The sequence below is a fragment of the Halomonas sp. LBP4 genome, from assembly GCF_003202205.1.
GTDB classification, from domain to species: Bacteria; Pseudomonadota; Gammaproteobacteria; order Pseudomonadales; family Halomonadaceae; genus Halomonas; species Halomonas flagellata.
The window spans coordinates 721,290-747,903 of sequence record NZ_PDOG01000001.1 but is presented as its reverse complement, the minus strand read 5'-3'; the positions used below and the strand labels follow the sequence as shown (position 1 = coordinate 747,903).

The 26,614-nt window shown below is 69.7% G+C and carries 22 protein-coding genes; 14 read left to right on the top strand and 8 right to left on the bottom strand.

The features are described 5' to 3' along the window. Nucleotides 1-46 precede the first annotated feature (46 nt). Nucleotides 47-1,084 (bottom strand): EF-P beta-lysylation protein EpmB, encoded by a 1,038-nt coding sequence (epmB, locus tag CR157_RS03495; protein ID WP_110282133.1) that lies wholly within the window; start codon nucleotides 1,082-1,084, stop codon nucleotides 47-49. Between the two features lie 108 nt (nucleotides 1,085-1,192). On the opposite strand from epmB, the gene efp reads away from it, so the two are divergent. Both efp and epmA read left to right on the top strand, forming a co-directional pair. Next, entirely contained in the window at nucleotides 1,193-1,759 is a 567-nt protein-coding gene (gene efp / locus CR157_RS03490) for an elongation factor P (RefSeq protein WP_110282132.1), read from the top strand. Nucleotides 1,760-1,953: 194 nt separating this feature from the next. After that, nucleotides 1,954-2,928, top strand: a complete 975-nt coding sequence (gene epmA / locus CR157_RS03485; RefSeq protein WP_110282131.1) for an EF-P lysine aminoacylase EpmA — start codon at nucleotides 1,954-1,956, stop codon at nucleotides 2,926-2,928. Here epmA and asd read toward each other — a convergent pair. The 3 genes from asd to rsgA form a co-directional block, all read right to left on the bottom strand. Then, nucleotides 2,925-3,770, bottom strand: a complete 846-nt coding sequence (gene asd, locus CR157_RS03480) for an archaetidylserine decarboxylase (RefSeq protein WP_110282130.1) — start codon at nucleotides 3,768-3,770, stop codon at nucleotides 2,925-2,927. The two genes, epmA and asd, sit on opposite strands and share 4 nt — an antisense overlap. A gap of 206 nt (nucleotides 3,771-3,976) precedes the next feature. After that, nucleotides 3,977-4,807 carry a sulfurtransferase gene (locus CR157_RS03475; protein WP_110282129.1) on the bottom strand — a complete coding sequence of 277 codons (831 nt, stop codon included), beginning with the start codon at nucleotides 4,805-4,807 and terminating at the stop codon, nucleotides 3,977-3,979. Nucleotides 4,808-4,864: 57 nt separating this feature from the next. Next, the gene (rsgA, locus tag CR157_RS03470; RefSeq protein ID WP_110282128.1) at nucleotides 4,865-5,884 is read right to left on the bottom strand and encodes a small ribosomal subunit biogenesis GTPase RsgA; all 1,020 of its coding nucleotides are present in this window, start codon (nucleotides 5,882-5,884) and stop codon (nucleotides 4,865-4,867) included. 98 nt (nucleotides 5,885-5,982) lie between these two features. Here rsgA and orn point away from each other — a divergent pair, with 98 nt between their 5' ends. Continuing rightward, nucleotides 5,983-6,576, top strand: a complete 594-nt coding sequence (orn, locus tag CR157_RS03465; RefSeq protein ID WP_110282127.1) for an oligoribonuclease — start codon at nucleotides 5,983-5,985, stop codon at nucleotides 6,574-6,576. A 190-nt stretch (nucleotides 6,577-6,766) separates the two neighbouring features. On the opposite strand, the gene queG is transcribed toward orn, so the two are convergent. Then, nucleotides 6,767-7,873 (bottom strand): tRNA epoxyqueuosine(34) reductase QueG, encoded by a 1,107-nt coding sequence (gene queG / locus CR157_RS03460; RefSeq protein ID WP_110282808.1) that lies wholly within the window; start codon nucleotides 7,871-7,873, stop codon nucleotides 6,767-6,769. A 135-nt stretch (nucleotides 7,874-8,008) separates the two neighbouring features. Here queG and CR157_RS03455 point away from each other — a divergent pair, with 135 nt between their 5' ends. From CR157_RS03455 to CR157_RS03405, 11 genes are all read left to right on the top strand, one after another. Beyond that, on the top strand, nucleotides 8,009-9,547 hold the full coding sequence (locus CR157_RS03455) for an NAD(P)H-hydrate dehydratase (protein WP_110282126.1): 1,539 nt from the start codon (nucleotides 8,009-8,011) through the stop codon (nucleotides 9,545-9,547). Next, nucleotides 9,528-10,037 (top strand): tRNA (adenosine(37)-N6)-threonylcarbamoyltransferase complex ATPase subunit type 1 TsaE, encoded by a 510-nt coding sequence (gene tsaE, locus CR157_RS03450; protein ID WP_110282807.1) that lies wholly within the window; start codon nucleotides 9,528-9,530, stop codon nucleotides 10,035-10,037. The genes CR157_RS03455 and tsaE overlap by 20 nt, the downstream gene beginning before the upstream one ends. After that, a complete protein-coding gene (locus tag CR157_RS03445) occupies nucleotides 10,034-11,485 on the top strand; it encodes an N-acetylmuramoyl-L-alanine amidase (protein WP_110282125.1) in 1,452 nt (483 codons plus the stop codon). Before tsaE ends, CR157_RS03445 begins: the two co-directional genes overlap by 4 nt. An 85-nt stretch (nucleotides 11,486-11,570) precedes the next feature. Then, the gene (gene mutL / locus CR157_RS03440) at nucleotides 11,571-13,550 is read left to right on the top strand and encodes a DNA mismatch repair endonuclease MutL (protein ID WP_110282124.1); all 1,980 of its coding nucleotides are present in this window, start codon (nucleotides 11,571-11,573) and stop codon (nucleotides 13,548-13,550) included. A gap of 261 nt (nucleotides 13,551-13,811) precedes the next feature. Next, nucleotides 13,812-14,750, top strand: a complete 939-nt coding sequence (miaA, locus tag CR157_RS03435) for a tRNA (adenosine(37)-N6)-dimethylallyltransferase MiaA (protein ID WP_110282123.1) — start codon at nucleotides 13,812-13,814, stop codon at nucleotides 14,748-14,750. Between the two features lie 124 nt (nucleotides 14,751-14,874). Beyond that, nucleotides 14,875-15,126 (top strand): RNA chaperone Hfq, encoded by a 252-nt coding sequence (gene hfq / locus CR157_RS03430; protein WP_102627626.1) that lies wholly within the window; start codon nucleotides 14,875-14,877, stop codon nucleotides 15,124-15,126. A gap of 8 nt (nucleotides 15,127-15,134) precedes the next feature. Then, nucleotides 15,135-16,451 (top strand): ribosome rescue GTPase HflX, encoded by a 1,317-nt coding sequence (hflX, locus tag CR157_RS03425; protein ID WP_110282122.1) that lies wholly within the window; start codon nucleotides 15,135-15,137, stop codon nucleotides 16,449-16,451. 160 nt (nucleotides 16,452-16,611) lie between these two features. Beyond that, nucleotides 16,612-17,838, top strand: coding sequence for an FtsH protease activity modulator HflK (gene hflK / locus CR157_RS03420; protein WP_110282121.1), 1,227 nt, complete (start codon nucleotides 16,612-16,614; stop codon nucleotides 17,836-17,838). Beyond that, the gene (gene hflC, locus CR157_RS03415) at nucleotides 17,839-18,750 is read left to right on the top strand and encodes a protease modulator HflC (protein ID WP_110282120.1); all 912 of its coding nucleotides are present in this window, start codon (nucleotides 17,839-17,841) and stop codon (nucleotides 18,748-18,750) included. A 231-nt stretch (nucleotides 18,751-18,981) separates the two neighbouring features. Then, entirely contained in the window at nucleotides 18,982-20,157 is a 1,176-nt protein-coding gene (locus tag CR157_RS03410; RefSeq protein WP_110282119.1) for an ATP phosphoribosyltransferase regulatory subunit, read from the top strand. Between the two features lie 108 nt (nucleotides 20,158-20,265). Then, the gene (locus CR157_RS03405; protein WP_110282118.1) at nucleotides 20,266-21,561 is read left to right on the top strand and encodes an adenylosuccinate synthase; all 1,296 of its coding nucleotides are present in this window, start codon (nucleotides 20,266-20,268) and stop codon (nucleotides 21,559-21,561) included. Nucleotides 21,562-21,666: 105 nt separating this feature from the next. Here CR157_RS03405 and CR157_RS03400 read toward each other — a convergent pair whose 3' ends face one another. The 3 genes from CR157_RS03400 to CR157_RS03390 all read right to left on the bottom strand — a co-directional run bounded on the left by CR157_RS03400 (nucleotide 21,667) and on the right by CR157_RS03390 (nucleotide 26,614). Then, nucleotides 21,667-24,351, bottom strand: a complete 2,685-nt coding sequence (locus tag CR157_RS03400; RefSeq protein WP_110282117.1) for a tetratricopeptide repeat protein — start codon at nucleotides 24,349-24,351, stop codon at nucleotides 21,667-21,669. A gap of 38 nt (nucleotides 24,352-24,389) precedes the next feature. Continuing rightward, the gene (locus tag CR157_RS03395; protein WP_110282116.1) at nucleotides 24,390-25,652 is read right to left on the bottom strand and encodes an alginate lyase family protein; all 1,263 of its coding nucleotides are present in this window, start codon (nucleotides 25,650-25,652) and stop codon (nucleotides 24,390-24,392) included. A gap of 80 nt (nucleotides 25,653-25,732) precedes the next feature. Then, on the bottom strand, nucleotides 25,733-26,614 hold the full coding sequence (locus CR157_RS03390; protein WP_110282115.1) for a polysaccharide lyase: 882 nt from the start codon (nucleotides 26,612-26,614) through the stop codon (nucleotides 25,733-25,735).

Here is a 26,614-nt window from a genome sequence, read left to right as displayed (position 1 = left end):
ATGCCTTGGGGGGTTAACTTATAGCTTACGGCTTAAGGCTTACAGCTTATAAGGGCGTCTTGCTGGCCTCACCGGGGATCTCCCGCACCAGCCGCGGCATCAGGAAACCCGGCAGCATCTCTCTCAGGCCCGCGACCAGCTCGCGGGCCTCGTTATCCGGCACGTCGAAATGGGCGGCACCGGCCACCGGGTCGAGCACATGCAGGTAGTAGGGCAGCACCCCCGCCTCGAACAGCCGCTCGGAGAGCGCGGCCAGGGTGCCGACGTCGTCGTTGACGCCGCGCAGCAGCACGCTCTGGTTGAGCAGAGTCACGCCGATCTGCTTCAGTCGTTCACAGGCAGCGACCACGGCGTCGTCGATCTCGCCGGGGTGATTGATATGCAGCACCATCACCCTCTGCAATCGGGTGGCCGCGAGCCAGTCGAGCAGGGCGCCGTCGATGCGGTCGGGGATCACCACCGGCAGCCGGGTGTGAATGCGCAACCGCTTCAGGTGGGGGATGGCCTCGAGCCGCTCCACCAGCCAGGCGAGCCGGCGGTCGCTGGCGGCCAGGGGGTCGCCGCCGGAAAGGATCGCTTCCCGTATCGAGGCGTCCTCGCGCAGATAGCCCAGCGACTGCTGCCACTGGGCCCGGGAGGGCGAATTGTCCTCATAGGGGAAGTGACGGCGGAAGCAGTAGCGGCAGTTCACCGCACAGGCGGGGCTGGCGATCAGCAGCACGCGTCCCCGGTACTTGTGGATCAGCCCCGGCGCCGGCGCGTGGTCGGCTTCGGCCAGCGGATCGTCGACGAAGCCGCTGGCCGAGGCAGCCTCGGCAGCCAGCGGCAGCACCTGGCGCAGCAGCGGGTCGTGGGGATCGCCGGGGCGGATGCGTGCGAGATAGGCCTCCGGCACCCGCACCTCGAAGAGGCCGTGCCCGGCCTCGGCGCCCGGCAGCCAGGCGTCATCCAGGCCGAGGCGCCGGCACAGCTCGTGCGGGTCGCGGATCGCCCGGGACAGCTGGGTCTGCCAGGGGGCGGCGAGGGCCAGCGGCCGGGCCTCCCGGTCGGGACGCTGCAAAAGGGCGGGGCTTCGGGTTATCATGCGGCACACCAGTCAATGCGGGCGAGGGGCGAGCCCTCGTCGAACTTCGTTTGCTTGGGTGCGCCACCGGCACTGGCCGGCGGCGCGCCCGAATATGGGTGAGAGATCATGGCGAACTATTCTACCAACGAATTCAAGGGCGGTCTGAAGGTGATGCTGGACGGCGATCCCTGCACCATCGTCGAGAACGAATTCGTCAAGCCCGGCAAGGGACAGGCGTTCAATCGCGTCAAGCTGCGCAACCTGATCACCGGCCGCGTTTGGGAGCGGACCTTCAAGTCCGGCGAATCCCTCGAAGGCGCCGATGTCCTCGAGCTGGAGATGGAGTACCTCTATACCGACGGCGACATGTGGCACTTCATGAAGACCGACGGCTCCTTCGAGCAGTACGCCGTGGAGAAGAAGGCCCTGGGCGACACCGAGAAGTGGCTCAAGGAGCAGGTGCCCTACACCGTGACCCTGTGGAACGATAACGCCATCGCCGTCAGCCCGCCCAATTTCATCGAGCTGGAGGTGGTCGAGACCGACCCGGGCCTCAAGGGCGACACCGCCCAGGGCGGCTCCAAGCCGGCGACCCTCTCCTCCGGTGCCGTGGTCCGCGTGCCGCTGTTCATCAACCAGGGCGAGGTGCTGAAGGTCGATACGCGCTCCGGCGAGTACGTCTCTCGCGCCTGATTGTATTGAGCTAAGAGCTAGGAGCTACGAGCGGCGCCGGGGACAGGGCGAAGCGGAGGTCATTTGTCAGGAATGACAAAGGTAGCGCCCAGGCAAGGGTTCACAGCGCCTCCGCGACGGCCTGTCGCCGGGCAAGGCGCGGCTCCTGAAGGCCACGCTTCGGCGTGGCCTTCGCGTAGGTAGAGGATGGTGCTATGGCAAGCGACTGGCAGCCCACTGCCACCCTCGAGACCCTGCGCGAGCGGGCGCGGTTGCTCGCCGAGGTGCGGGCCTTCTTCGCCGGCCGCGGGGTGCTCGAGGTGGAGACCCCGGTGCTGGGGCACGGCGGCAGCACCGACGTGCACCTGGCCTCGCTGTGCACCGAGGCCACGACGCCGGCCGGCCGTGAGCGGCTCTGGCTGCAGACCTCGCCGGAGTTCCACATGAAGCGGCTGCTGGCCGCCGGCAGCGGCCCCATCTTCCAGCTGGCGCGCAGTTTCCGCGACGGCGAGGTGGGGCGGCGCCACAACGTCGAATTCACCATGCTGGAGTGGTATCGGCCGGGGTTCGCCCTCGATGAGCTGATCGAGGAGACCGCCGAGCTGATCCGTGCCGTGCTGGGGCGAGATCCGGGCCCGTTGCGGCGGCGCCGCTACCGCGAGCTGTTCCGCGAGGCGCTGGGGCGCGACCCGTTCACGGCTCCGCTTGCCGAACTGCAGCGGCTGGCCGGCGACGCGGGCGGACTCGAGATGAGCGATGCCTCCCGCGACGACTGCCTGGACCTGCTGATGAGCCTGACGATCGAGCCGACCCTCGGCCGGGGCGGGCTGGACGTGGTGGTGGACTACCCGGCAAGCCAGGCGGCCTTGGCCCGGCGCCATCGCGACCCCGAGGATGGCGCCTGGGTGGCGTCGCGCTTCGAGGTCTACCTGGCGGGGCTGGAACTCGCCAACGGTTACGACGAGCTCACCGATGCCGGGGAGCAGCGCGCCCGCTTCGCCGAGGACAACGCCGCCCGCCGTCGGCTGGGCCTGCCCGAGGTGGATGTCGACGAGCGGCTGCTGACGGCGCTTGCGCACGGCATGCCGGCCGGCAGCGGGGTGGCCCTGGGCATCGACCGGCTGGTCCAGCTGGCCCTGGGCAGGGCAGACGTGGCGGAAGTTATGGCCTTCGCCACGCCGCGTTGCTAGCCCTCGCAGGGGGGAAGACTACCGAGCGACTGACCCATCCGCACCTTGGCGCCGGGGTCGAGATCGGCGAAGCTTGCCGATTCGGCGAAGCCCATCACCACGGTGGAGCCGAGCTTGAAGCGGCCCATCTCCTCGCCCCTCGCGAGCCGTACCGGGGTGTCGAAGCGGATGCGCCGCACCTCGCCGGAGAGCGGTGTGATCTGGCCGGCCCATACCGTCTCGATGGCGGCGACGATCATCGCGCCGACCAATACCACCGCCATGGGCCCATACTCGGTGTCGAAGTGGCACACCAGGCGCTCGTTGCGGGCGAAGAGGTTGGGCACGTGCTCGGTGGTGGCGGCGTTCACCGAGAACAGCCGGCCCGGCACATAGACCATCTCGGTCAGGGAGCCGGCCAGTGGCATGTGCACCCGGTGGTAGTCGCTCGGCGAGAGATAGACGGTGGCGAAGCTGCCGCCCAGGTAGCGCCTGGCCGCTTCGCCGTCGCCGCCGAAGAGCTCCATGGCCGAGAAGCGGTGCCCCTTGGCCTGGAACAGCTGGCCGGCCTCGATGGCGCCGAACTGCGAGAGGGTGCCGTCGGCGGGGCTGACCACGCCCTCGCCGAGGGGGCGGGCCTCCGGCTTGAGCTCGCGGGTGAAGAAGTCGTTGAAGGTGGCATAGGCGGTCGGGTCGGGCTCGGCGGCCTCGGTCATGTCGACCTTGAACTGCTTGATGAAGGCGCGGACCAGGACGTTCTTCAGCCACGGCAGGCGGCATTCGGCGAACCGGCCCACCAGCCGCGAGAGCAGGTGGTGGGGCAGGGGGTACTGGATCAGGGCGAAGAGCTTGGCAAGTGACAAGACGGGGATTCTCTTGAACTGAATTCGGACCGGGGTGAGCTTGCAGGTTCACCCCATGGTTGGTTGATGGCCAGACAGCGGCGCAGGGACGAGGCCGCTTCCGTAGGCACCGATGGCCGGCTTGATCCCGGCGCCGAGGGCTACACCGGCGCTGGTGAATACGCCTCCCCATCGGCAGGCCGCATGGTGCCTCCTCTTCTTCGGGCCTATTTCTCGATCGGCGTATCGTCGCGGTTGCCCCACTCCTTCCAGGAGCCGGCATAGCCACGGATCTTCTCGAAGCCCAGTGCCTTGCCCACCAGCCAGGTGAAGCCGCTGCGGTGGTGACTCTGGCAGTGGGTGACCACCTCCATGTCCGGGGTCAGGCCCAGGGCCTCGAGCTCGGTGATCAGCTCGGCATAGTCGCGGATGCGCAGGGCGCGCTCACGGTCCATGGCCTCGGTCCACTCCATGTTGACCGCGCCGGGGATATGGCCGAGGTGCTTGTTGTTGCCCTTCTCGCCGTCGTACTCGGCCCGTGAGCGGGCGTCCCAGACGGCGAAGCCCTTCTCGCCCAGGCGCTCCATGATCTCGAGGCGATCGATGGCCACCTCGGGATGCAGGATCTCGGCCTCGTAGTCGCTGGGCGCGGGGGCGTGGGGCTCGGTGGAGACCGGCAGCCCGGCCTCCCGCCAGGCGTGGATGCCGCCATTGAGGTAGGAGTAGCGGGTGTGGCCGATCAGCTCCAGGGTCCAGAGCAGGCGACCGGCCCAGCCGCCGCCCTCGTCGTCGTAGGCGACCACATGGGTGTCGCGGGTCAGGCCGAGCGAGGAGAACAGCCGCGAGAGCGCCTCGGTGGAGGGCACCTTGCAGGGCACCTCCCCCTCGCCGCTCAGCAGCAGGCGATGATCCAGGAAGACGGCGCCGGGCACATGGCCCTGGCCATAGCTCTCGGCCTTGAGCGGCACGTCGATGATCAGCAGCGACGGCTCGTCCAGGTGCTCGGCGAGCCGCTCGGGCTCGACGATCAGCGGCAACAGGTTGTCTTCTGAACTCATGGCACTCTCTCCTAACCTCAGGCCCGAATCGGGGGCGTCGACGTTGACGTTCTTGTCTCAGCTCTCGTCGAGAGTGTCGACGATGCGTCGATAGCTGGCAAAGCGTTCGGGGTGGATCTCGCCGCGCTCCACGGCCGCCAGCAGGGCACAACCCGGCTCATGGCGGTGGCGGCAATCGCGGAAACGGCAGCGACCCAGATGGTCGTGGAACTCGATGAAGCCCTCGGCGACCTGCTGTTCGTCCAGGTGGACCAGGCCGAACTCGCGGATCCCCGGCGAGTCGATCAGTTCGCCACCAGCGGAGGCGGGCAGCCGGTAGAGGCGCGCCGTGGTGGTGGTGTGGGTGCCCTTGCGCGAGTCCTTCGACAGTGTGCCGATGCGAAGTTCCTCATCCGGCAGCAGACGATCGATCAGCGAGGACTTGCCCACCCCGCTCTGGCCGACGAACACCGAGGTGCGACCGGCCAGCCGGGCGAGCAGGGCCGCCAGGCCACCCTCGCGCGCCGTGGTGGTGGTCACCACCGGGTAGCCCAGCGCCTCGTAACGGCCGAGCAGCTCGCGCAGCTCGCCACCGTCCTCCGGCAGCAGGTCGATCTTGTTGAGCACCAGCACCGGGGCGATGCCGGTGGCCTCGCCGGCCACCAGGTAGCGGTCGATCAGGTTGGCATGGGGCGCCGGTTCCACGGCGAAGACGATCAGGATCTGGTCGATGTTGGCCGCCACCGGCTTGAGCTGGCCGCGGGCGTCGGGGCGTTCGAGCACGTTGTCGCGTTCGGCCCTCGCCACCACCACACCGCTGCCGTCCCGGGCGGCGCGCCAGATCACCCGGTCGCCGGTGACCAGCCCCTCGAGGTTGGCGCGCAGATGGCAGCGCACGGCATCGCCACCACCTTCGGGAGCGACGTCCAGGGTGCGGCCGAAGTGGGCGATCACCCGGCCCCGCTGCTCGGGGCCATATTCACCGGCGGCCAGCCTGTCGACGTCCCGGGCGTCGAGCTGCTCGGCGCGCCGGGCGCGCTCGGCCTGGATCTTCTCGATGCGCCAGCGCTGCTGGCGGCTCAACTTGCGTTTGCTCATGGGGGCCCGAAGCTCGGTACAATGACGGTATTGTACTCACCCAGGGTGCCCGCTGTCGTCAACCATGCCGCAGCGCCGCCCAGCAAGGAACCCCCCGCATGTCCGAGACGAGCGAAAAGCGTGACCCGCGCAAGCAGCGCCTGGTGTGGATCGACCTGGAGATGACCGGCCTCGACCCGAACCGCGAGCGCATCATCGAGATCGCCACCCTGGTCACCGACAACGACCTCAACCTGGTGGCCGAGGGGCCGGTGATCGCCGTGCACCAGCCCGCTGGCCTGCTCGATGCCATGGACGACTGGAACCAGAAGACCCATGGCGAGTCGGGCCTGGCCGAGCGGGTCAAGGAGAGCACGACCGACACCGCCGAGGCCGAGCGCCGCACCCTCGAGTTCCTGCGCGAGCACGTCGAGCCAGGCACCTCGCCGATGTGCGGCAACAGCGTGCACCAGGATCGTCGCTTCCTGGAGCGCGAGATGCCCGAACTGCTGGCGTTCTTCCACTACCGCAACCTGGACGTCTCGACGCTGAAGGAACTGGCCAAGCGCTGGAACCCGGGTGCCCTGGCGGGCTTCAGCAAGCGCAACGCGCACCTGGCGCTGGACGACATCCGCGAGTCGATCGCCGAGCTGGCGCACTACCGCACTACTTTCCTGCGTCTGCCGGGCACGGAGCGCGACGAGGAGGAGTAGGCCCTTCGGGCCAGCACCAAGCGGCGAGCTACAAGCGCCTGGCAGGCAACGGGCAGCGTGTGAGCGGCGCCGGGGACAGGTCGGAGAGGAGGTCATTTGCCATGGATGGCAAATGTAGCGCCCATGGAGGGGTCTACAGCGCCTCCTCGGAGACCTGTCGCCGGTAAAGCCGCGTTTCCAGGCGCTATGCTCAGGTGCTGGCGATCAACGCCCGGCGCTTCTGCCGCTGGCGGGCCAGCGCCCAGCGCACGTGCTCGCGCACCAGGTCGGAGGGGTAGGGCAGGCGGGCCATCAGGGCGGCTTCCACCGCCTCGCTCCAGGGCGCGTTGCCGAGCCCCACCGCCAGGTTGCGCAGCCAGCGCTCGTAGCCGATGCGGCGGATGGGGCTGCCGGCGGTCTTGTCGAGGAACTCCTCCTCGCCCCAGGCGAACAGTGACACCAGGCTGGCTCGGTCGAGGTCATGGCGGGGGGCGAAGTCGGCCTCGCGGGTCACGCGGGTGAAGCGGGTGAAGGGGCAGACCAGCTGGCAGTCGTCGCAGCCGAACACCCGGTTGCCCATGGCCTCGCGGTAGCGCTCGGGAATGGCGCCGAACAGCTCGATGGTGAGATACGAGATGCAGGCCCGGGAGTCGACCACGCGATCCTCGACGATGGCCCCGGTGGGGCAGGCGGTGCGACAGGCGCTGCAGCTGCCGCAGTGGTCGCCCTCGAAGGGCTCGTCCACCGGCAGCGGCAGGTCGGTGTAGAGCTCGCCGAGGAAGAACAGCGAACCGGCCCTGGGGTTGAGCAGCATGGCGTTCTTGCCGAACCAGCCGAGCCCCGCCTTGCGCGCCAGCGCCCGTTCCATCACCGGGGCGGAGTCGACGAAGGCGCGGTAGCCGAAGGGGCCCACCTCGGCCTCGATCCGCTGCGCCAGGCTGGCCAGGCGCTTGCGCATCAGCTTGTGATAGTCGCGCCCCGTGGCGTAGCGGGAGACATAGGCGATCTCCGGCCGGCCGAGCACCTTGGCGGTCTCCACCTCGGCGGGCAGGTAGTCCAGGCGCACGCTGATCACGCGGAGGGTGCCGGGCACCAGCTCGGCGGGGCGGGTGCGCTTGCTGCCGTGCTTTTCCATGAAGCCCATCTCGCCGTGGTGGCCGGCGGCCAGCCAGCGCTGCAGGCGCTGTTCGTCCTCGGCCAGGTCGGTGTCGGTGATGCCCACCTGCTGGAAGCCGAGCTCACGCCCCCAGGTCCTGATCCGGTCGGCCAGGGCCTGGAGGTCGGGCGGGGTGTCGGGAATCGGCGCCAGGGCACTCATGATCGGGAAACCGTGATTGGTGAAAAGAATGAGCAAGAACGGGCCCCGGCGCTTATTCTGCTGCCGGGGGACTTGGCGCGAGGCGTGAAGCACTTACACTCCATGGTAAAGCATCACGTTCAGGGGAGACACCGGATGTCCATCGAGTCGTTCGATCATCGGGAGCGTCGCGGTCGCCCGCTCTACCGCGCCGACCAGGTGCGTGAGCTCGACCGGCGCACCATCGCCGCGGGGGTCGACGGCTTCGCCCTGATGCAGCGGGCGGCCATGGCCGCCTGGCAGAGCCTCAAGGCGCGCTGGCCCGGGGCCGGCGCAATCACCGTGCTGTGCGGCGGCGGCAACAACGGTGGCGACGGCCATGTGCTGGCGGCCCTGGCCGCCGCCGAGGGCCTGGTGGTGCAGCGCATCCTGCTCAAGACGGTGGATGACCTGGCCGGCGATGCCCGGCGCGCCGCCGAGATGGCGAGCGCCGCCGGCGTGGGCGTCGAGCCCTGGCGGCCGGGCCTGACCCTGCGCGGCGAACTGGTGGTCGATGCCCTGCTCGGCACCGGCCTGGGCGGGGAGGTGCGCGGTGACATCCGTGACGTCATCGCCGCCGTCAACGAGAGCGGGTTGCCGGTGCTCGCCATCGATATTCCCTCGGGGCTGCATGCCGATACCGGAGCGGTGCTCGGTGCCGCGGTGCGGGCGACCCGGACGGTGACCTTCATCGGCGACAAGCTCGGCCTGCATACCGGGGCGGCGCCGGCCCATGTCGGCGAGCTGGACTTCCGAGCCCTGGGGGTCGATGCCGAGGCCCAGGCGGACCTCCTGCCCGCGGCCCGCCGGCTCGACGCCGGGCTAATCGGCGCCTGGCTCGTGCCGCGGGAGCGCAACGCCCACAAGGGCGATTTCGGCCACGCCCTGATCCTCGGCGGGGCGCCCGGCTTCGGCGGCGCGGCGCTGCTCGCCGCCGAGGCCTGCGTCCGGCTGGGGGCCGGCAAGGTCAGCCTGGCCACGGCCCCGGCGCATGTCACGGCGAGCCTGGTCCGTCGGCCCGAGGTGATGGTGCACGGCGTGCGCGGCGCGGCCGACCTCGGGGACTTGCCCGGGCTGGCTGGCGTGCTGGTGGTCGGCCCCGGGCTGGGGCAGGGCAGCTGGGGACAGGGCATGCTGCAGGCCGCCCTGCAGGCCGGCAAGCCGCTGGTGGTGGATGCCGACGGCCTCAACCTGCTGGCGACGCGCTGGTCGGGCGAGCGCCGCGATGACTGGATCCTGACCCCGCACCCCGGCGAGGCGGCGCGCCTGCTGGGCATCAGCGCAGCAGCGGTCGAGGCCGACCGGCCGGCGGCGGCTTTCGAGCTACAGCGCCGCCGCGGCGGGGTGGTGGTGCTCAAGGGCGCCGGCACCCTGGTGGCCGGGCCGGCGGGGCTCGCCGTCTGTCCCTTCGGCAACCCGGGGATGGCCAGTGGCGGCATGGGCGATGCGCTCTCGGGAATTCTCGGCGGCCTGCTCGCCCAGGGCCTGCCCCTGGAGACGGTCGCCCGGTTGGGGGTGCTGGTGCACGCCCTGGCCGCCGACATGGCGGCCGACGACAGCGGCGAGCGTGGTCTGCTGGCCGGTGATCTGGCATCCTATGCGCAATTGTTGATCAACCCCGGGACTGGCGATGACCATGCAGCTGCGACTCGATGACGAAGACCGCCAGGTCGCCTTCGGCGAGTGCCTGGGGCGGGCACTGCGGGGGCACGGCCGGGTGCATCTGGAGGGCGAGCTGGGCGCCGGCAAGACCACCCTGGCCCGCGGCATCCTGCGGGCCCATGGACACCGGGGCGCAGTGAAGAGCCCCACCTATACCCTGGTGGAGCCCTATGAGCTCAGCGGGGCGCGCATCCACCACTTCGACCTCTACCGCCTCGGCGACCCCGAGGAGTTGGAGTTCATCGGTGGTCGCGACCTGCTGGCCGAGGAGGCGCTCTGCCTCATCGAATGGCCCGAGCGTGGCGAGGGCTGGCTGCCGACGCCCGACCTGGTGGTGACCCTGGTGCTGGCCGGCACGGGCCGCGAGGCGCGGCTCGAGGCCTTCAGCGACCATGGCCGCCGGGTGCTGGAACGGCTGGCCGCCGCCCCGGAGTGGCAGGGTGACAGGAGCTTCGTCGACATGGAGGGTGGGGCGGCGCCATGAGGAAGGTTTCGTTCGGTCGCCGTCTGCTGTCGGTGGCGCTATTGATGCTGTCCTGGCTGGCGGCCGGTGTCGCCGGTGCCGGCCAGGTCGAGAACATTCGCCTGTGGGCCGCCCCGGACCATGCCCGGCTGGTCTTCGATCTCTCCGCCGCCTCCCGGGCCAATGTCTTCTCCCTGGACAATCCCCGACGCCTGGTGATCGACCTGGATGACAGCCGCCTCGAGGCCGACGTCGACCGGCTCGAGCTCTCCGGCAGCGCCATCAGCCGGGTGCGTACCGGCGTTCGCGACGGCCAGGGCCTGCGGGTGGTGCTCGAGCTCGAGCGCGAGGTGGAGCCGCGCCACTTCACCCTGGAGCCCAACGACCAGTATGGGCACCGCCTGGTGGTGGACCTGGAGTATCCGGGCGAAAGCGCCGTGGAGGACCCCATCGACCCCATCGAAGCGATGATCCGTGAGCAGGAGATCGTCGCCAACCGCGCCCGGGTCGGCGCCGGTGGCACCGAGGTGGCGTCGGAACCGGCGGTGACCCTGCAGCAGGCCCAGCCCCATCCCCGGCGCGACATCATCATCGCCATCGACCCCGGACACGGCGGCGAGGACCCGGGGGCCATCGGCCCCAGCGGCGTTCGCGAGAAGGACGTGGTGATGGAGATCGCCCGTCGGCTGCAGACGCTGGTCAACGAGGCCGAGGGCTTCCGCGCGGTGATGATCCGCGACGGCGACTACTATGTCGGCCTGCGCCAGCGCACCCGCATCGCCCGCGAGCAGAAGGCCGACTTCTTCGTCTCGATCCACGCCGACGCCTTCAACAGCCCGCGGCCCAACGGCAGCTCCGTCTACGCCCTGTCACAGCGCGGCGCCACCTCGGAGACCGCCCAGTGGCTGGCGGCCAGCGAGAACCGGGCCGACCTGATCGGCGGGGTGGACGGCAACCTGTCCCTGGAGGACAAGGACGAGGTGCTGCGCGGCGTGCTGCTCGACCTGACCATGACCGCGACCCTCAACGACTCCCTGACCATCGGCGGGCAGGTGCTCGACCAGCTGGGGCGGATCAACCGGCTGCACAAGTCGCGGGTGGAGCAGGCCGGCTTCATGGTGCTGAAGTCGCCGGACATTCCCTCGCTGCTGGTCGAGACCGGGTTCATCTCCAACCCGGACGAGGAGCGCCGCCTGCGCGACGCCTCCCACCAGCAGGGCCTGGCCCGGGCGATCTTCGGTGGCCTGCGTGACCACTTCCAGCGCAATCCGCCCCCGGCCAGCCTGCTGGCCTGGCAGCGCGACCAGAATCGCAGCACCGACGGCAACGAGTACCGGATCCGGCCCGGTGATACCCTCTCCGAGATCGCCGCCCGGCACGGCGTACCGGTGGCCCAGCTGAAGCAGGCCAACGAACTCAACGGTGACGTGATCCGGGTCGGACAGCTGATCCGGATCCCCCGTTCTTGAGCTCCGAGCCTCGAGCTTCGGGCTTCGAGCAGGGGTTGGCTCGTGGCTCGCGGCTCGTAGCCCGCAGCTCGTCTTGAGGAGCGATATGACAGAGCAGCGACGCATCAGGGTCCTCGACCCGCGGCTGGCTAACCAGATCGCCGCCGGCGAGGTGGTCGAACGTCCCGCCTCGGTGGTCAAGGAGCTGGTGGAGAACGCCATCGACGCCGGCAGCCGCCGCATCGAGGTCGAGTTGGAGAATGGCGGCACGCGCTCGATCCGCGTGCGCGACGACGGCAGCGGCATTGGCGAGGAGGACCTGCCGCTCTCCCTGTCGCGCCATGCCACCAGCAAGATCGCCTCCCTCGAGGAACTCGAGGGCGTGGCGAGCCTGGGCTTTCGCGGCGAGGCGCTGGCCTCGATCAGCTCGGTATCGCGGCTCGAGCTGATCTCCAATATCGATGACGACCCCCGTGAGGGCTGGCGGGTGGTGGCCGAGGGGCGCCAGATGGAGCCCCGGGTCTCCCCGGCACCCCATCCCCGTGGCACCTCGGTGACGGTGCGCGATCTCTTCTTCAATACCCCGGCACGCCGCAAGTTCCTGCGCACCGAGAAGACCGAGTTCGGCCACGTGGAGGAGGCCTTCCGTCGCCAGGCCCTGTCGCGCTTCGACATCGGCTGGGTGCTGCGCCACAACCAGAAGACCCTCCACCAGTTGCGTCCCGGTGATGACATGGTCGCCCGCGAGCGGCGCATCGCCGCCCTGCTCGGCCGCGCCTTCCTCGACAATGCCCTGCACCTGGACCTCGAGACCGGCGGCCTGCGCCTGTGGGGCTGGGTGGGGCTGCCCACCCACTCCCGGGCCCAGGCCGACCAGCAGTACTTCTTCGTCAACGGCCGGGTGGTGCGCGACCGCCTGGTGGCCCACGCCATTCGCCAGGCCTATCGCGACGTGCTCTTCCACGGTCGCCATCCGGTCTTCGTGCTCTACCTCGAGGTCGACCCCCTGGTGGTGGATGTCAACGTGCACCCCACCAAGCACGAGGTGCGCTTCCGCGACGGTCGCATGGTCCACGACTTCCTCTTCTCCAGCCTGCACCGTGCCCTGGGCGAGGCCCGCGCCGGCGGCCCTGAGGTGGCGGAGGACGAGGCGCGGGCCGAGCCCGCCGCCGCGTCGGCCGGCGTCGGCGAGGGGGTCGGCGAGAGCCCCGGGCGCTGGCAGCAGCAGCCCATGGCACTGCACGGGCGTGACGACGTGGGCGAGGGGGCCGGTGATGGTGCCCGTGATAGAGTGACGCCCGACCGGGTCCGCGCCTTCATGGACGGCTATCGGGCACTGCACCCCGGCCACGAGGAGCAGCTGCTGACACCGCAGCCGGCCGCCCCCGGGGCGGGCGGCACCGCCGCCGGCGTGGCCCTGCGCGAGCGCCAGGTTCCCACCGGGGTGGCGGCGAGGGCGGAGGTCTCGCGCCCGGCGCTGCCCGAAGAGGACGCCACCCGGGCGCCCCCCCTCGGCTACGCCATCGCCCAACTTCACGGGATCTACATCCTGTCCCAGACCGAGCGCGGCCTGATCGTGGTGGACATGCATGCCGCCCACGAGCGCATCGTCTACGAGCGCATGAAGACCCAGGTGCACGGCGGCGAGCTGGAGGTCCAGCCGCTGCTGGTGCCGGTGTCCCTGGCGGCGAGCGCCGCCGAGGTGGCCACCGCCGAGGCCGAGCGCGAGGCCTTCGTCCGGCTCGGCGTCGAGCTCGACGTGGCCGGCCCCGAGACCCTGCTGGTGCGCCAGCTGCCGGTGCTGCTGGCGGATGCCGATGTGGAGCCACTGATCCGCGGGATGCTGGCGGATCTCGAGCGCTACGGTCGTTCCGACCGCCTCGAGGCACACATCAACGAGCTGCTCGCCACCATGGCCTGTCACGGCAGCGTGCGCGCCAACCGTCGCCTGACGCTGGAGGAGATGAACGCCCTGCTGCGCGACATGGAACGCACCGAGCGCAGCGGCCAGTGCAACCATGGCCGCCCGACCTGGGCCGAGATGAGCCTCAAGGAACTGGACCGCCTCTTCCTGAGGGGGCAGTGAGCGAACGGCAAAGCGTGGGCGGCTTCATACCGAGCCTGGCCTCGAGTTGCCGGTGTTGACGACCTTTTCTTGGCATATGTCGGCGGCATGGCCCCTTTGGGGTCAGACCCCGGCCGGGCCAGCAGGCCCATCTTCGTGCAGGTTGCGAGCGGATTCGACACCGCCGGGGTCTGACCCCAAAGGGAGCGTCAGCGCTGGAGAGTTGCCGCCAATCGCAGGCCTACTGCGCAGGTGGCAAACGTACCAGTATCAGGAGATCACGTGAGCGATTCCCGCCCCCCCGCCATCCTGCTGATGGGGCCCACCGCCGCCGGGAAGACCGACCTGGCCATCGAACTCCACGAGCGCCTCGGCCTGGAGCTGATCAGCGTCGACTCGGCCATGGTCTATCGTGGCATGGACATTGGCAGCGCCAAGCCCAGTGCCTCCGAGCTCGCGCGGGCGCCACACCGGCTGATCGATATCCGCGACCCGGCCGATCCCTATTCGGCGGCCGACTTCCGCGAGGACGCCCTGCGCGAGATGCGACGGATCAGCGCAGCCGGCGGGGTGCCGCTGCTGGTGGGGGGCACCATGATGTACCTCCGGCAACTGCTCTTCGGGGTGGCCAACCTGCCCTCGTCGGACCCGGCGGTGCGCGCCGAGCTGGAGCGTGACGTCGAGCGGGGCGGACTCGCCGCGCTGCACGCGGAACTCGCCCGGGTCGATCCGGCCTCCGCGGCGCGCATCCATCCCAACGACCCGCAGCGGCTGATGCGCGCGCTGGAGGTCTACCGCCTGAGTGGGCGGACCCTCTCCGAGCTGTGGCAGGCCCAGCGCCCGGAAACCTTCCCCTGGCGTGTGCTGTCGATAGGGCTGACACCCTTCGACCGTCGGGAGCTGCACGCGCGCATCGCAACCCGCTTCGAGGCGATGCTCGAGGGCGGCCTGATCGAGGAGGTGGCGGCGCTGCGGGCCCGTGGCGACCTGCACGCCGAGCTGCCGTCGATGAAGAGCGTGGGCTATCGTCAGACCTGGTCATTTCTCGATGGCGAATACGATCGGGAGGCGCTGCGCCACCGCGGCATCGTCGCCACCCGCCAGCTGGCCAAGCGCCAGTTGACCTGGATGCGCGGCTGGGCCGGGCTGCACTGGGTGGACAGCCTGGGCCCCGACCCCAGGGGCGAAGTGCTGAAACTCGTGCGCGAATTCGGCAGTTAGCGTAAGATAATCCTTTCGAGTGGCCGGGTGACCAGGCCCCTTCGGGTAACAGTCAAGGCGCCGACTGGCTTGCGGCGTGACCGAGCATAACATCAACCCCCAGAGACAATTCAGGGAGAGCAACATGTCCAAAGGGCAGTCCCTTCAAGACCCGTACCTGAACATCCTCCGCAAGGAGCGCATTCCGGTATCGATTTTCCTGGTCAACGGCATCAAGCTTCAGGGACAGATCGAATCCTTCGACCAGTTCGTCATCCTGCTGCGCAACACCGTCAGTCAGATGGTCTACAAGCACGCCATCTCCACCGTGGTGCCGTCGCGCAATGTGCGCCTGCCGGTCCAGGACCCTGCCGCGCAGCCGGAAAACAATGCGTGAGGTATTGATTGTTTTTTGAACGTCCCGACGCCGGTGAAACGGCGGTACTCGTCCATGTGGATTTCCAGGACGAACAGGAGCGCGAGGACCCTGGCGAGTTCCTCGAGCTGGTGCGCTCCGCCGGCGCGGAGCCGGCCACGCTACTCACCGGCAGCCGACACCGGCCCGATTCGCGAACCTTCGTGGGATCGGGCAAGGTGGAGGAGCTGCGCGAGGCGATGGTCGTCCACGACGCCGAGCTGGTGATCTTCAACCATGCCCTGAGCCCCTCCCAGGAGCGCAACCTCGAGCGTGAGCTCAAGTGTCGCGTGCTCGACCGTACCGGGCTGATCCTCGACATCTTCGCCCAGCGGGCCCGGACCCATGAGGGCAAGCTGCAGGTGGAGCTGGCCCAGCTCGAGTACATGTCGACGCGCCTGGTGCGGGGCTGGACCCACCTGGAGCGCCAGAAGGGCGGTATCGGCCTGCGCGGTCCGGGGGAGACCCAGCTCGAGACCGACCGTCGCCTGCTGCGTGCGCGCATCAAGTCGATCCACAAGCGGCTCGACAGGGTGCGCAGCCAGCGCAGCCAGAATCGCCGTGCGCGGTCCCGGGCCGAGATTCCCAGCGTCTCGCTGGTCGGCTACACCAACGCCGGCAAGTCAACGCTGTTCAACGCCCTCACCGAGGCGGAGGTCTATGCGGCCGACCAGCTCTTCGCTACCCTCGATCCGACCCTGCGTCGTCTCGAGGTCGTGGACGTGGGGCCGGTGGTGCTGGCCGATACCGTGGGTTTCATCCGGCATCTGCCACACAAGCTGGTCGAGGCGTTCCGTGCCACCCTGCAGGAGGCCGCCGAGGCGTCCCTGCTGGTGCACGTGATCGATGCCGCCGATCCCGATCGTGACCTCAACGTGACCCAGGTCGAGACGGTGCTCGACGAGATCGGCGCCCTGGACGTGCCGATGCTCAAGGTGATGAACAAGATCGACCTGCTCGACAGTGCCCCGCGCATCGAACGCGACGGCGAGGGGTGCCCCGAGGTGGTCTGGCTCTCGGCCCGCGAGGGGCGTGGCCTGGAGCTGCTGGGCCAGGCGCTTTCCGAGTGCCTGGCCGAGGATGTGATCGACGTGCAGCTGACCCTGACGCCCGAGCAGGGCCGGTTGCGTGCCGGCCTGCACGAGCTGGGGGCGGTGCGCGAGGAGGCCTTCGACGATCGGGGGCATATCCTGCTCGAAGTGCGGCTGCCGCGGCGCGACTTCCTGCAGTTGATGGCGCGCCTCGGCGAGCGCCCCGACGATTACCTGCCAAGGGAGTTGCAGGAGCGGCCCGTCTGGGAGGGTTGAACCAACGACGAACCGTGCCCCTGTCACGGCCATGACGGGGACCCGCACGATAACGACAAGGTCGACAGGCGTCGCTCGAACGGCGCACACAGGATCGCAACCGATGCCCGCCACGGAGCCGCTCTGGTGGCGGGAAGCAACGCATAGTGGGAGAGGACGTATGGCCTGGAATGAGCCTGGTGGTGGCAACCAGCACGACCCCTGGAGTGGTGGTGGCCGACGCGGTGGCGGCAGCAATGGTGGGGGCGGTAATCGCGGTGGCAATCAGGGCCCCCCCGATCTCGACGAGGCCCTGAAGAAGTTTCAGGACAAGCTCAACAGCATGCTCGGGGGGCGTGGCAGCAGGCGCGGCGGCAGTGGTGGCAAGGGGGGCGGAGGCAAGCCGCGCAACGCCTTCACCCTGCCGGGCCTGCTGATCATCGTGGCTCTGGCGATCTGGGCGGCCACCGGCTTCTATCTGGTCGACCAGTCCGAGCGCGGCGTAGTGCTGCGTTTCGGCAAGTTTCAGGAAGTGGTCAACCCCGGGCTGCACTGGAACCCGCCGCTGATCGACGACGTGCGCATGGTCAACGTGACCCGGGTGCGCTCGCTGACCCAGACCCAGTCGATGCTGACCCGCGACGAGAACATCGTCGAGGTCGAGATCTCGGCCCAGTACCAGGTCAACAACCCCCGTGACTTCGTGCTCAACGTGCGCAACCCGCAGCTCTCCATCGAGAACGCCCTGGACTCCGCGCTGCGCCACGTGGTCGGCGGCACCGACATGATCGATATCCTGACCTCGGGGCGCGAGATCCTCGGCAGTTCCGTGGCCAGCCGCCTGCAGTCCTACCAGGACAGCTACGGCACCGGTATCCTGTTGCAGACCATCAACATCGAGTCCACCTCGGCGCCCGCCCAGGTGATCGATGCCTTCGACGACGTGATCCGGGCCCGCGAGGACCGCCAGCGGACCATCAACCAGGGCATGGCCTACGCCAACGCCATCATCCCCGAGGCCCAGGGTCAGGCCCAGCGCCTGGTCGAGCAGGGGCAGGGCTATCGTGAGTCGGTGGTGGCCGAGGCCCGCGGCCAGGCCAACCGTTTCACGGCGCTGCTCGCCCAGTACCAGAACTCGCCGGCCATCATGCGCGAGCGTCTCTACCTGGACGCCATCGCCGAGATCTTCGGCAGCACGCCGAAGGTATTGGTCGACGTGGCCGACGACAGCCCCCTGATGTACCTGCCGCTGGACCAGATGGGCAACGGCGGCGGCGAGCGGACTGCCGATGCCGAGCGCCGCGGCGAGGAGGGCGAGCTCGATCCGAGAGTGCTCGAGCGCCTGCGCGGCAGCCAATCATCGACCGGGAGCACCAACAGCAGTGGAATCCGCAGGGAGGGCCGCTAAATGATCAACAATCGTTCCCTGATCATCGTCGGCGGCCTGGCGGCCGCCGCCTGGCTGGCCAGCAACAGCCTCTACGTGGTCGACGAGACCGAGCGTGCGGTGAAGCTGCGCTTCGGTGAGGTCGTCGAGGAGAACATCCAGCCGGGGCTGCACTTCAAGGTGCCGGTCACCCAGACGGTGCGCAAGTTCGACACCCGGGTGCTGACTCTGGATACCGACCCCAGCCGCTACCTGACCCTGGAGCAGAAGGCGGTGATCGTCGACTCCTACGTCAAGTGGCAGGTGGTCAACCCGACCCGCTACTACGAGGCCACCGCCGGCGACGAGATGATGGCCACGCGCCTGATCCAGCCGCGGGTCGACGAGAGCCTGCGTAACGAGTTCGGTCGCCTCGACCTGCAGCAGATCATCGCCGAGCGTCGGGACGACCTGATGACCGGCCCGGCCAACGACCTCGACGCCCTGATGCGCGAGGAACTGGGCGTGGCGATCGTCGACATCCGGGTCAAGCGTATCGACCTGCCCGAGGACGTCTCCTCGGCGGTCTATGATCGCATGCGCTCCGAGCGTGAGCGGGAGGCCCGCGAGTGGCGCGCCCAGGGCCAGGAGGAGGCCGAGCGCATCCGCGCCAACGCCGACCGTCGGCGCCAGGTGCTGCTGGCCCAGGCCACGGAGCGTTCCGAGACCCTGCGCGGTGAGGGGGACGCCGAGGCCGCGGCGATCTTCTCCGAGGCCTACTCCCAGGATGAGGAGTTCTTCGCCTTCTGGCGCAGCCTGAACGCCTATCGCAACAGCTTCTCGGGAGACGGCAACATGCTGGTGCTGGACCCCTCCAGCGACTTCTTCCGCTACCTCAAGAGCCCGACGAACCGGGGGCTCAAGGCTGATGCGCTGTTGCCGCCGGAGGAGTAGGGCGCCGGGAGAGGCCGGTTAGGCCCGCGCCCGGTGCTCGGACCGCCGCCATCACACGATGGCGGCAGTCCGCCCGGCAGGGTTCAACCGGGGCGCAAACGTGGTAGACTCCTCCAACCGGGCGTGGCCCGGTTTTTTTGTGGCCCCGTCCCCCTCCGCGCGAGCACCGCACGTGGCCGCTCGCCGGAGCATGTTTCCCTGGCCATTCATCGTGTTGCAGGACGAAAAGACATGACCATCGCTGACCGCTGGCTGCTGCCCGACGGCATGGACGAGGTACTGCCACCCCAGGCGAGCCGCATGGAGGAGCTGCGCAGGGCGCTGCTCGATCTCTATCATCGCTGGGGCTACGACCAGGTGATGCCGCCACCGGTGGAGTTCCTCGACTCGCTGCTGACCGGTACCGGTACCGACCTGGACCTGCAGACCTTCAAGCTCACCGACCAGCTGACCGGCCGCATGATGGGGGTCAGCGCCGACGTCACCCCCCAGGTGGCACGCATGGATGCCCACTCCATGCAGCGCCAGGGGCCGGTGCGCCTGTGCTACTGCACCAACGTGCTGCGGGCCAAGGCCGACCAGCACCAGGGGGGGCGCAGTCCGGTGCAGGTCGGAGTCGAGCTGTTCGGCCATGCCGGTCTCGAGGCCGACGTGGAGATCCTGCACCTGGCGCTGGCCAGCCTGGTCGCCGCCGGTGCCGACGAGATCCACCTGGCGCTCGGCCACATCGGCATCTACCGTAGCCTGGTACAGGCCGCCGAACTGGCGACCGAACAGGAGCGGGCGCTGTTCGAGGCGCTGGAGCTCAAGTCGCCGGGCGAGCTGGCGGCCCGGGTCGCCGAGTCCGTCCGCGACCCGGCCCTGGCCGGGATGTTCATGGCCCTGGGGCGCCTGCATGGCGGCCCCGAGGTGCTCGACGAGGCCCGCGAGGCCTTCGCCGAGGCGCCGGCGGCGGTGGGGGCGGCGCTGGACCAGCTGCGCGCCCTGCACCAGGGGGTCCAGGCCCAGCATCCCGAGGTCGAGCCCTACTTCGACCTGGCCGAGCTGCGCGGCTACCAGTACCACACCGGCATGATGTTCGCCGCCTACGTGCCCGGCTACGGCCAGGCCCTGGCCAAGGGCGGCCGTTATGACGATACCGGCCGCGCCTTCGGTCGCGCCCGGCCGGCCACCGGCTGCTCCATGGACCTCAAGCTGCTGGCCACCCTGGCGCTCGGCGAGCCGGCCCATGACGGCGTCTGGGCCCCGGCCGAGGGCGAGGGGCTGCGGGAGGCCATCGCCGCCCTGCGCGAGCGGGGCGAACGGGTCGTCCAGGCGCTGCCCGGCCAGCGCACCGGCCCCGGGGAGCACCGCTGCAACCGGCGGCTGGAGCGGATCGACGGCCGCTGGGAGCCGCGCTCCCTGTAGGTTTCACAACGGCGGGCCCGACCGGTACGCCGGTCATCGAGGACGGCCCTGGGCCTGACATGGGCGCGGCGCGGGCAGCGCGGCGCCGCAACGAGAGACGAGAGCACAATGGGCAAGAACGTAGTCGTACTGGGCACCCAGTGGGGTGACGAAGGCAAGGGCAAGGTGGTCGACCTGCTCACCGAATCCGCCTCCGCGGTGGTGCGCTTCCAGGGCGGGCACAATGCCGGTCACACCCTGGTCATCGACGGCGAGAAGACCGTCCTGCACCTGATCCCCTCCGGCATCCTGCGGCCCGACAAGACCTGCGTGATCGGCAACGGGGTGGTGCTGTCGCCGGAGGCGCTGATCAAGGAGATCCGCGAGCTGGAGGCCAAGGGCGTGCCGGTGCGCGAGCGCCTGCGCCTGTCGCCGGCCTGCCCGCTGATCCTGCCGTACCACGTGCGCCTGGACCAGGCCCGCGAGAAGGCCCGCGGCGTGGCCAAGATCGGCACCACCGGTCGTGGCATCGGTCCGGCCTACGAGGACAAGGTGGCCCGTCGCGGGCTGCGCCTGGGCGACATGCTGCACCGCGAGCGCTTCGCCTCCAAGCTCGGCGAGGTGCTCGACTACCACAACTTCGTGCTGGTCAACTACCACGGCGAGGCACCGGTGGACTTCCAGCAGGTGCTCGACGAGGCGATGGAAATGGCCGAGGAGCTGCGTCCCATGGTGTGCGACACCGTGGGCCTGGTCCACGACCTGCGACGGGCCGGCGAGAACATCCTCTTCGAGGGCGCCCAGGGCTCGCTGCTCGACATCGACCACGGCACCTATCCCTTCGTCACCAGCTCCAACACCACCGCCGGCGGTACCGCCACCGGCTCCGGCGTCGGGCCGCTCTACCTCGACTACGTGCTGGGCATCACCAAGGCCTACACCACCCGTGTCGGCTCCGGCCCCTTCCCCACGGAACTGTTCGACGAGCACGGCCGTCACCTGGCCGAGCGTGGCCACGAGTTCGGCGCCACCACCGGACGGCCGCGTCGCTGCGGCTGGTTCGACGCCGTGGCCCTGCGCCATGCGGTGCAGATCAACTCGGTCTCCGGCATCTGCCTGACCAAGCTCGATGTGCTCGACGGGCTGGAGAACATCCGCGTCTGCGTCGGCTATCGCAGCAAGGACGGCGAGGTCCTCGACACCCCGGTGGACTCCGAAGGCTACGAGGCCCTCGAGCCGCTCTACGAGGACCTGCCGGGGTGGAGCGAGTCGACCCTGGGGGCCAAGCGCGTCGAGGACCTGCCGGCCAACGCCCGCGCCTACATCAGCTTCCTCGAGGAGAAGGTGGGCACGTCCATCGACATCATCTCCACCGGCCCGGACCGCAACGAGACGATCGTGCTGCGCAACCCCTTCGAGGGCTGAACGCGCCCCGGGGCCTGGCCCCGTGACGTGATCACCCTTCAGCGCAAGGCCGGCATCCAGTGCCGGCCTTGCGCGTTTGCGGTGGGCGTGTGCCGCGAGGCAGGGTCACTCGGCCGCGGCGATATCGTCCGAGAGCAGGTCGTGGAGGGTCTCCAGGGCGATGTCGCTGTCGCCCTCCATGACCTCGTCGAGCCACAGCAGCGCCTGCTCGCGGTTGGCGTTCTCCAGGCCGTGGGCCGACAGGTAGGCCTCGGCCAGGGCCAGCCGGGCGCTGGCGTGGCCCTGGTGGGCGGCCTGCAGCAGGTAGTCGGCCCCGCGACGGGAATCGCGCTCGAGCAGTTCGCCGCGCAGGTACTCGCGGCCCAGGGTCGCCTGGGCGCCAGCATGGCCCGCCTCGGCGGCTTCCTGCAGCAGGGTCAGGCCCCGGTCGACATCCTGCGGCATGCCGTCTTCGCCGCGCAGCAGCACGCGACCCAGGTTGGCGCGGGAGGAGAGATCGCCGCTCTCCACCGCCCGGGTCAGCCACTCCTCGGCCTGGTCCGGGTCGGCCTCGACACCCTTGCCCTCCAGATAGGCCTGGCCGAGCAGCTGAGCGGCGTGGGGATTGCCCGCCTCGGCGGCGGGACGCAGGTAGGCGAGGCCCTGTTCGGCGTCGACCTCGCCGTGTTCGCCGGTGAGGTAAGCGCGTCCCAGGGCGAGGCGGGCGCCCTGGTGGCCGGCATCGGCCGCGCCCCGCAGCAGCTGCATGCCGCGCTGGGGGTCGCTGTCGAGCAGCATCTCGCCGAAGTCGGCCCTGGCGCCGGCATGGCCGGCGTTGGCGGCGCGCTCGAGCCAGGCCCGGGCATACTCGCGGTTCTGCTCGACCCCTTCGCCGTGGAGAAAGGCGCGCCCCAGGTCGGCCATGGCGCCGGGGTGACCGTCCTCGGCGGCCTCGACCAGGGCGCGGATATCCCCCTGGGCACCGCGATCCCGGTTGAGCCGGGTCAGGGCCTCGTCGGCGGAGGCATGCCCGGCATCCCGGGCCCGGGTCAGCCAGCGGGAGGCGGCGTCGAGGTCCTGCGGCAGCCCCTGGCCTTCACGGTAGGCGCGCCCCAGCACCACCATGGCATAGGCGTCGCCCTGGTGGGCCGCTTGCTCGAGCAGCTCCAGCCCGCGGCCGGGGTGCTCCTCGAGCGGCCCGGCGAGGTAGGCCTCGCCGAGCGTGGTCATGGCGCTGGCATCGCCGGCCTCCACCGCCGCCTGGAGCAGCTCCTCGCCACGGCTGGGGTGGAAGGGCACCACCTCGCCCTCGAGATGGGCCTCGCCGAGCAGGCGCAGGGCGCCGCTCTGGCCTCGTTCGGCGGCCTCCCTCAGCAGTTCCTCGGCCCGACGGCCGTCGGCGGGCACGCCCCGCCCCTCGAGATAGGCGGCACCGAGCTGCTCGGTGGCCCAGGGGTGGCCCAGTTCGTGGCCACGTTCCAGGTACTCCATGGCCAGGTAGGGCTGGCTCGGTACGAGCTCATCGCCGAGGTAGATGTCCCCGAGATACGCCAGGGCCAGCGGGTCATCCTGCTCGGCGCCCCGTTCGAGCAGCTCGATGCCACGCCTGACGTCGGGAGAGGGGCGCATCGCCGTGTCGGCAAGGGAACCGGTCGCGTCGTTGCCGGTGTCGCCATCCAGACGGTCCGGCCCCATGAGATTGCTCCGTTCGCCGGCTTCATCGATCAGTGCCGCCCCGAGGACCACCATGGCATCCACCGAGCCGGCCTCGATGGCATGGGTCAGCCAGCGCTCGGCCTCGACTCGCTGGGTCGGTCCCACTTCCGGGTCGAGCAGCAGCCGGCCCAGCTGCGTCATGGCGTCCACATCACCACGGTTGGCCGCCTCCTCGAGCAGCTCCCTGCCGCGCTGAGGGTCGCTCTCCATCATGGCTCTGCCGGCCTGGCCCAGGGCGTCCTCATCCCCGGCCTCGGCGGCGCGCACCAGCCACTGTCGGCGCCGCTCCGGCTGGTCGCCGAGCAGTCCGTCCGGCGCGTGAAGCCCGGCGAGCTGTCGCATGGCGTTGGTATCGCCGGCAGCCGCCTCTTCCTCGAGCATGGCGGCGTAGCGTTGGGCATAATCCATGGCGCGTTCCGGTTCTTCCGGCAGCCAGCCGCCGGGGCCATGGGCCTCGGCCAGGGCCTGCAAGGCCTGGGCGTCTCCCCGCTCGGCGGCGCGGGCATAGAGCTCCCGGGCCCGCTCGGGGTCGGCTCCGACCCCCTCGCCGCCCTCGGCGAGCAGTGCCGCCAGCATCGGCTCGGCGCGCTCCACGCCCTCGTTCACGGCCTGGTCCAGCAGGTAGTAGGCCAGCACGTCGTGGCGTTCGACGCCGTCCCCTTCCCGGTAGAGTTTGGCGAGGTTGAGCGAGGCGTTGCCGAGAACCGGCGAGGGCAACTCGATCGCCTTGCCGTAGAGCCTGGCGGCCTCGGCGGGATCCCGCTCGACCCCTTCGCCGGCGTCATACAGCTTGGCCATCTCGTAGTAGGCGGGGGGAAGGTGGCGGGCCACCAGCGGTTCGAGGCGTTCGATGGCCTCGTCGTACTGCCCGACCTCGACTAGTTCCTGGATGCGGCCGATCCTGCTCCAGTCATCTCCCTCGATGTCGGCCTGGGGGCCGCCATCGAACCAGTCGGTGTAGCCGGCCGGTACGCCACGGGTGCTGTCGTTCGGCTGTCCCGGGGCGACGCACCCGGCGAGCAAGGCCAGCAGGGCGGCCGAGGCTGTGAGCCGCAAGGAGGCGTAAGGGCGGAAGGTAGTGGCGGTCTTCTTCATGGAGGGTTCCTCGTTGAGCGGGGGGACGACCGCGGGCGTCACTGCTGGCCCAGGCCGCGGAAGGCCTCGGTCTGGCGCTGTTCCTCGTCCCGGAAGACGTGGGTCTGGGCATCGGGTGGCATGAAGTAAAGTGTGGCGTAGCCCCCGGCGCTGCGGTTGTAGAGGGGGCGCACCCGGGTCACGAAATCCTCGATGCGTGGGTCGTCGTAGCGGGTCTGGTAGATCTCCATCCAGGTGAAGTACTGGGGATCCTTGAGAAAACCGGTGTACTGCTCGAGGGGGGCATAGTCGCCGAGCGCCGCCGGATCCTCGAGGATCTCGAACAGGAAATCGACGCCGTCGCGGAGGGTCTTGCCCTCGATCTCGAGGTCGAAGATCTCCTCGTAGCCCTGGCGGGAGATGACCTGCATGTTGGTCACCAGGTAGAGCAGGGCATAGTTCTGGTAGTGGGTGGCGCGTCGGCCACGGTTCACCTCCAGCGGGAAGGCGCCGTCGTCGGTCATGTCGTGCAGGGCGGAATAGATGGCGCTGACCCCGAAGCGGAACAGCTCGTCGTCCTCGGTGAGCACGCCGATCACGCTGCCGTAGAGGGCACGCCGATAGAAGTGGTTGTTGCAGCAGCTGTTCTCGGCGTCGCCGGGGATGTCGGCGTGGAGGTGGGCGAGCTCGTTGAGCCAGGCTTCCAGGCGCTCGCGCTCCTCTTCCAGGCCCTCGACGTAGGGGCGCACCACGGCGTAGGCCATGCCGGCGGCGAACAGCATCGACTCGGTGGCGAACCAGGCCTGGGGTTGCATGGAGTCGTAGTGGAAGTCGGTGAGCGCCTCGGACTCGGCCCAGTGGTCCAGGAAGCGGATCAGGCACTCGGCATAGTAGGGATCGCCACTGGCGACGAAGGAGCCTGCCAGCATCGAGACGTTGTCCTCGAAGCGGAACAGCGGCTCCGAGGCGAGTTCCCACTCCTCCGGATTGGGGTAGTAGCCCGGGATTCGCACCCGGGTGGTGATGGGCTCGTACTCCAGCAATTGCTGGCAGCTCGGCCCCTGGGAGAGCTCATCGAGCTCCTGCAGCAGGATGGAGTTGTCGGTCTGCTCGAGCTCGGCCATGCGGGCGGCGACGTCGAAGTAGCCGGCGTCCGGTTCGTTGACCCGGTATGCCGAGAGGTCCAGGGCTTCCCGCTCCTCCCGGCTGAGAAGCTCGTTCTCGTCGGCACTGGCCACGCCAGCGAACCCGGCGAACAGCAGCGCCAGGATCGCGGGGCTCGGGCAGCGCGACAGGAGGGCTCGGCGTCGGACATGGGGCATGGTGGGGGTCGCTCCCTGCTGGATCTGGACGGTGGAACTGGACGGTGGCACTGGACCGTCGATGGCGAGACCGGGTGACGTCAGGTCGTCGGCACATAGAGCCGGAAGGCGGCGAAATCCGCGTACTGGTCCCGAGGCGTGCGCCACTCGTTCCCGCTGCCGCCGAAGAAGGTCGAGAACATCAGGCCGTCGATGGTCAGGTCCGGCGTGGTGCGATAGACGATGTCGCGTTGCTCGAGCACCGGTTGGCCGTCGATCCACAGCCGAGCCAGACCATTGCTCTCCCCCGGGTCGTTGAGCACGATCTCCTGCTCGATGGTCACCCACTGGCCGCTGGGGAAGGTCCAGGTGCCTCGGCCCACCGAGGTGCCTGTCTGGTCGACCACATACTCGTAGAGCTCACCCTGGCCCTGCTCGCGCCACATCAGGCGCATGGAGAAGCCGTTCTCGCCGTCGGCGGTCTCGCCGCCGCTGGGGGCCTCACCGCCGTAGAGGCCAGGCAGCTTGCCCCCCTTGACGAAGTCGAAGCCGGGCTCGAAGCGCACCCGGTAGGTCAGGCAGGCGCGTTCGGCGCCGGCCAGGGCCGCCGGTTCGGTGTAGAAACCGGCGCCGCCCTTCTCTCCGTCACCCGGCGAGGAAGTGTCCGCGGGATAGTGGACCCGCAGGCCGGGTTCGCCGAGGCCGGTCTGGTCGGCTCCCAGGCGGTCCACGTTCTGCTTGGTGCCCCAGTGGCGTCGTGTGTCGAAGCCCTCGCGGATGGCGTCATGGCCGTTGCCGGCCGCGCTGGGGCGCGGGGCATCGATTTCGGTGTAGCGCGCCGAGCACGCCTCGACCCCGGGAATCCCCAGCGAGGCCTCGTCGATATCGTCGGCCTGCGCCGTCCAGGGCGTGACGGCCATCAGCAGCAAGGCCAGCGGCAGGCCGGTGAGGGGGCGGGCGAATGGTGCAGCGTCCAAGGTCAT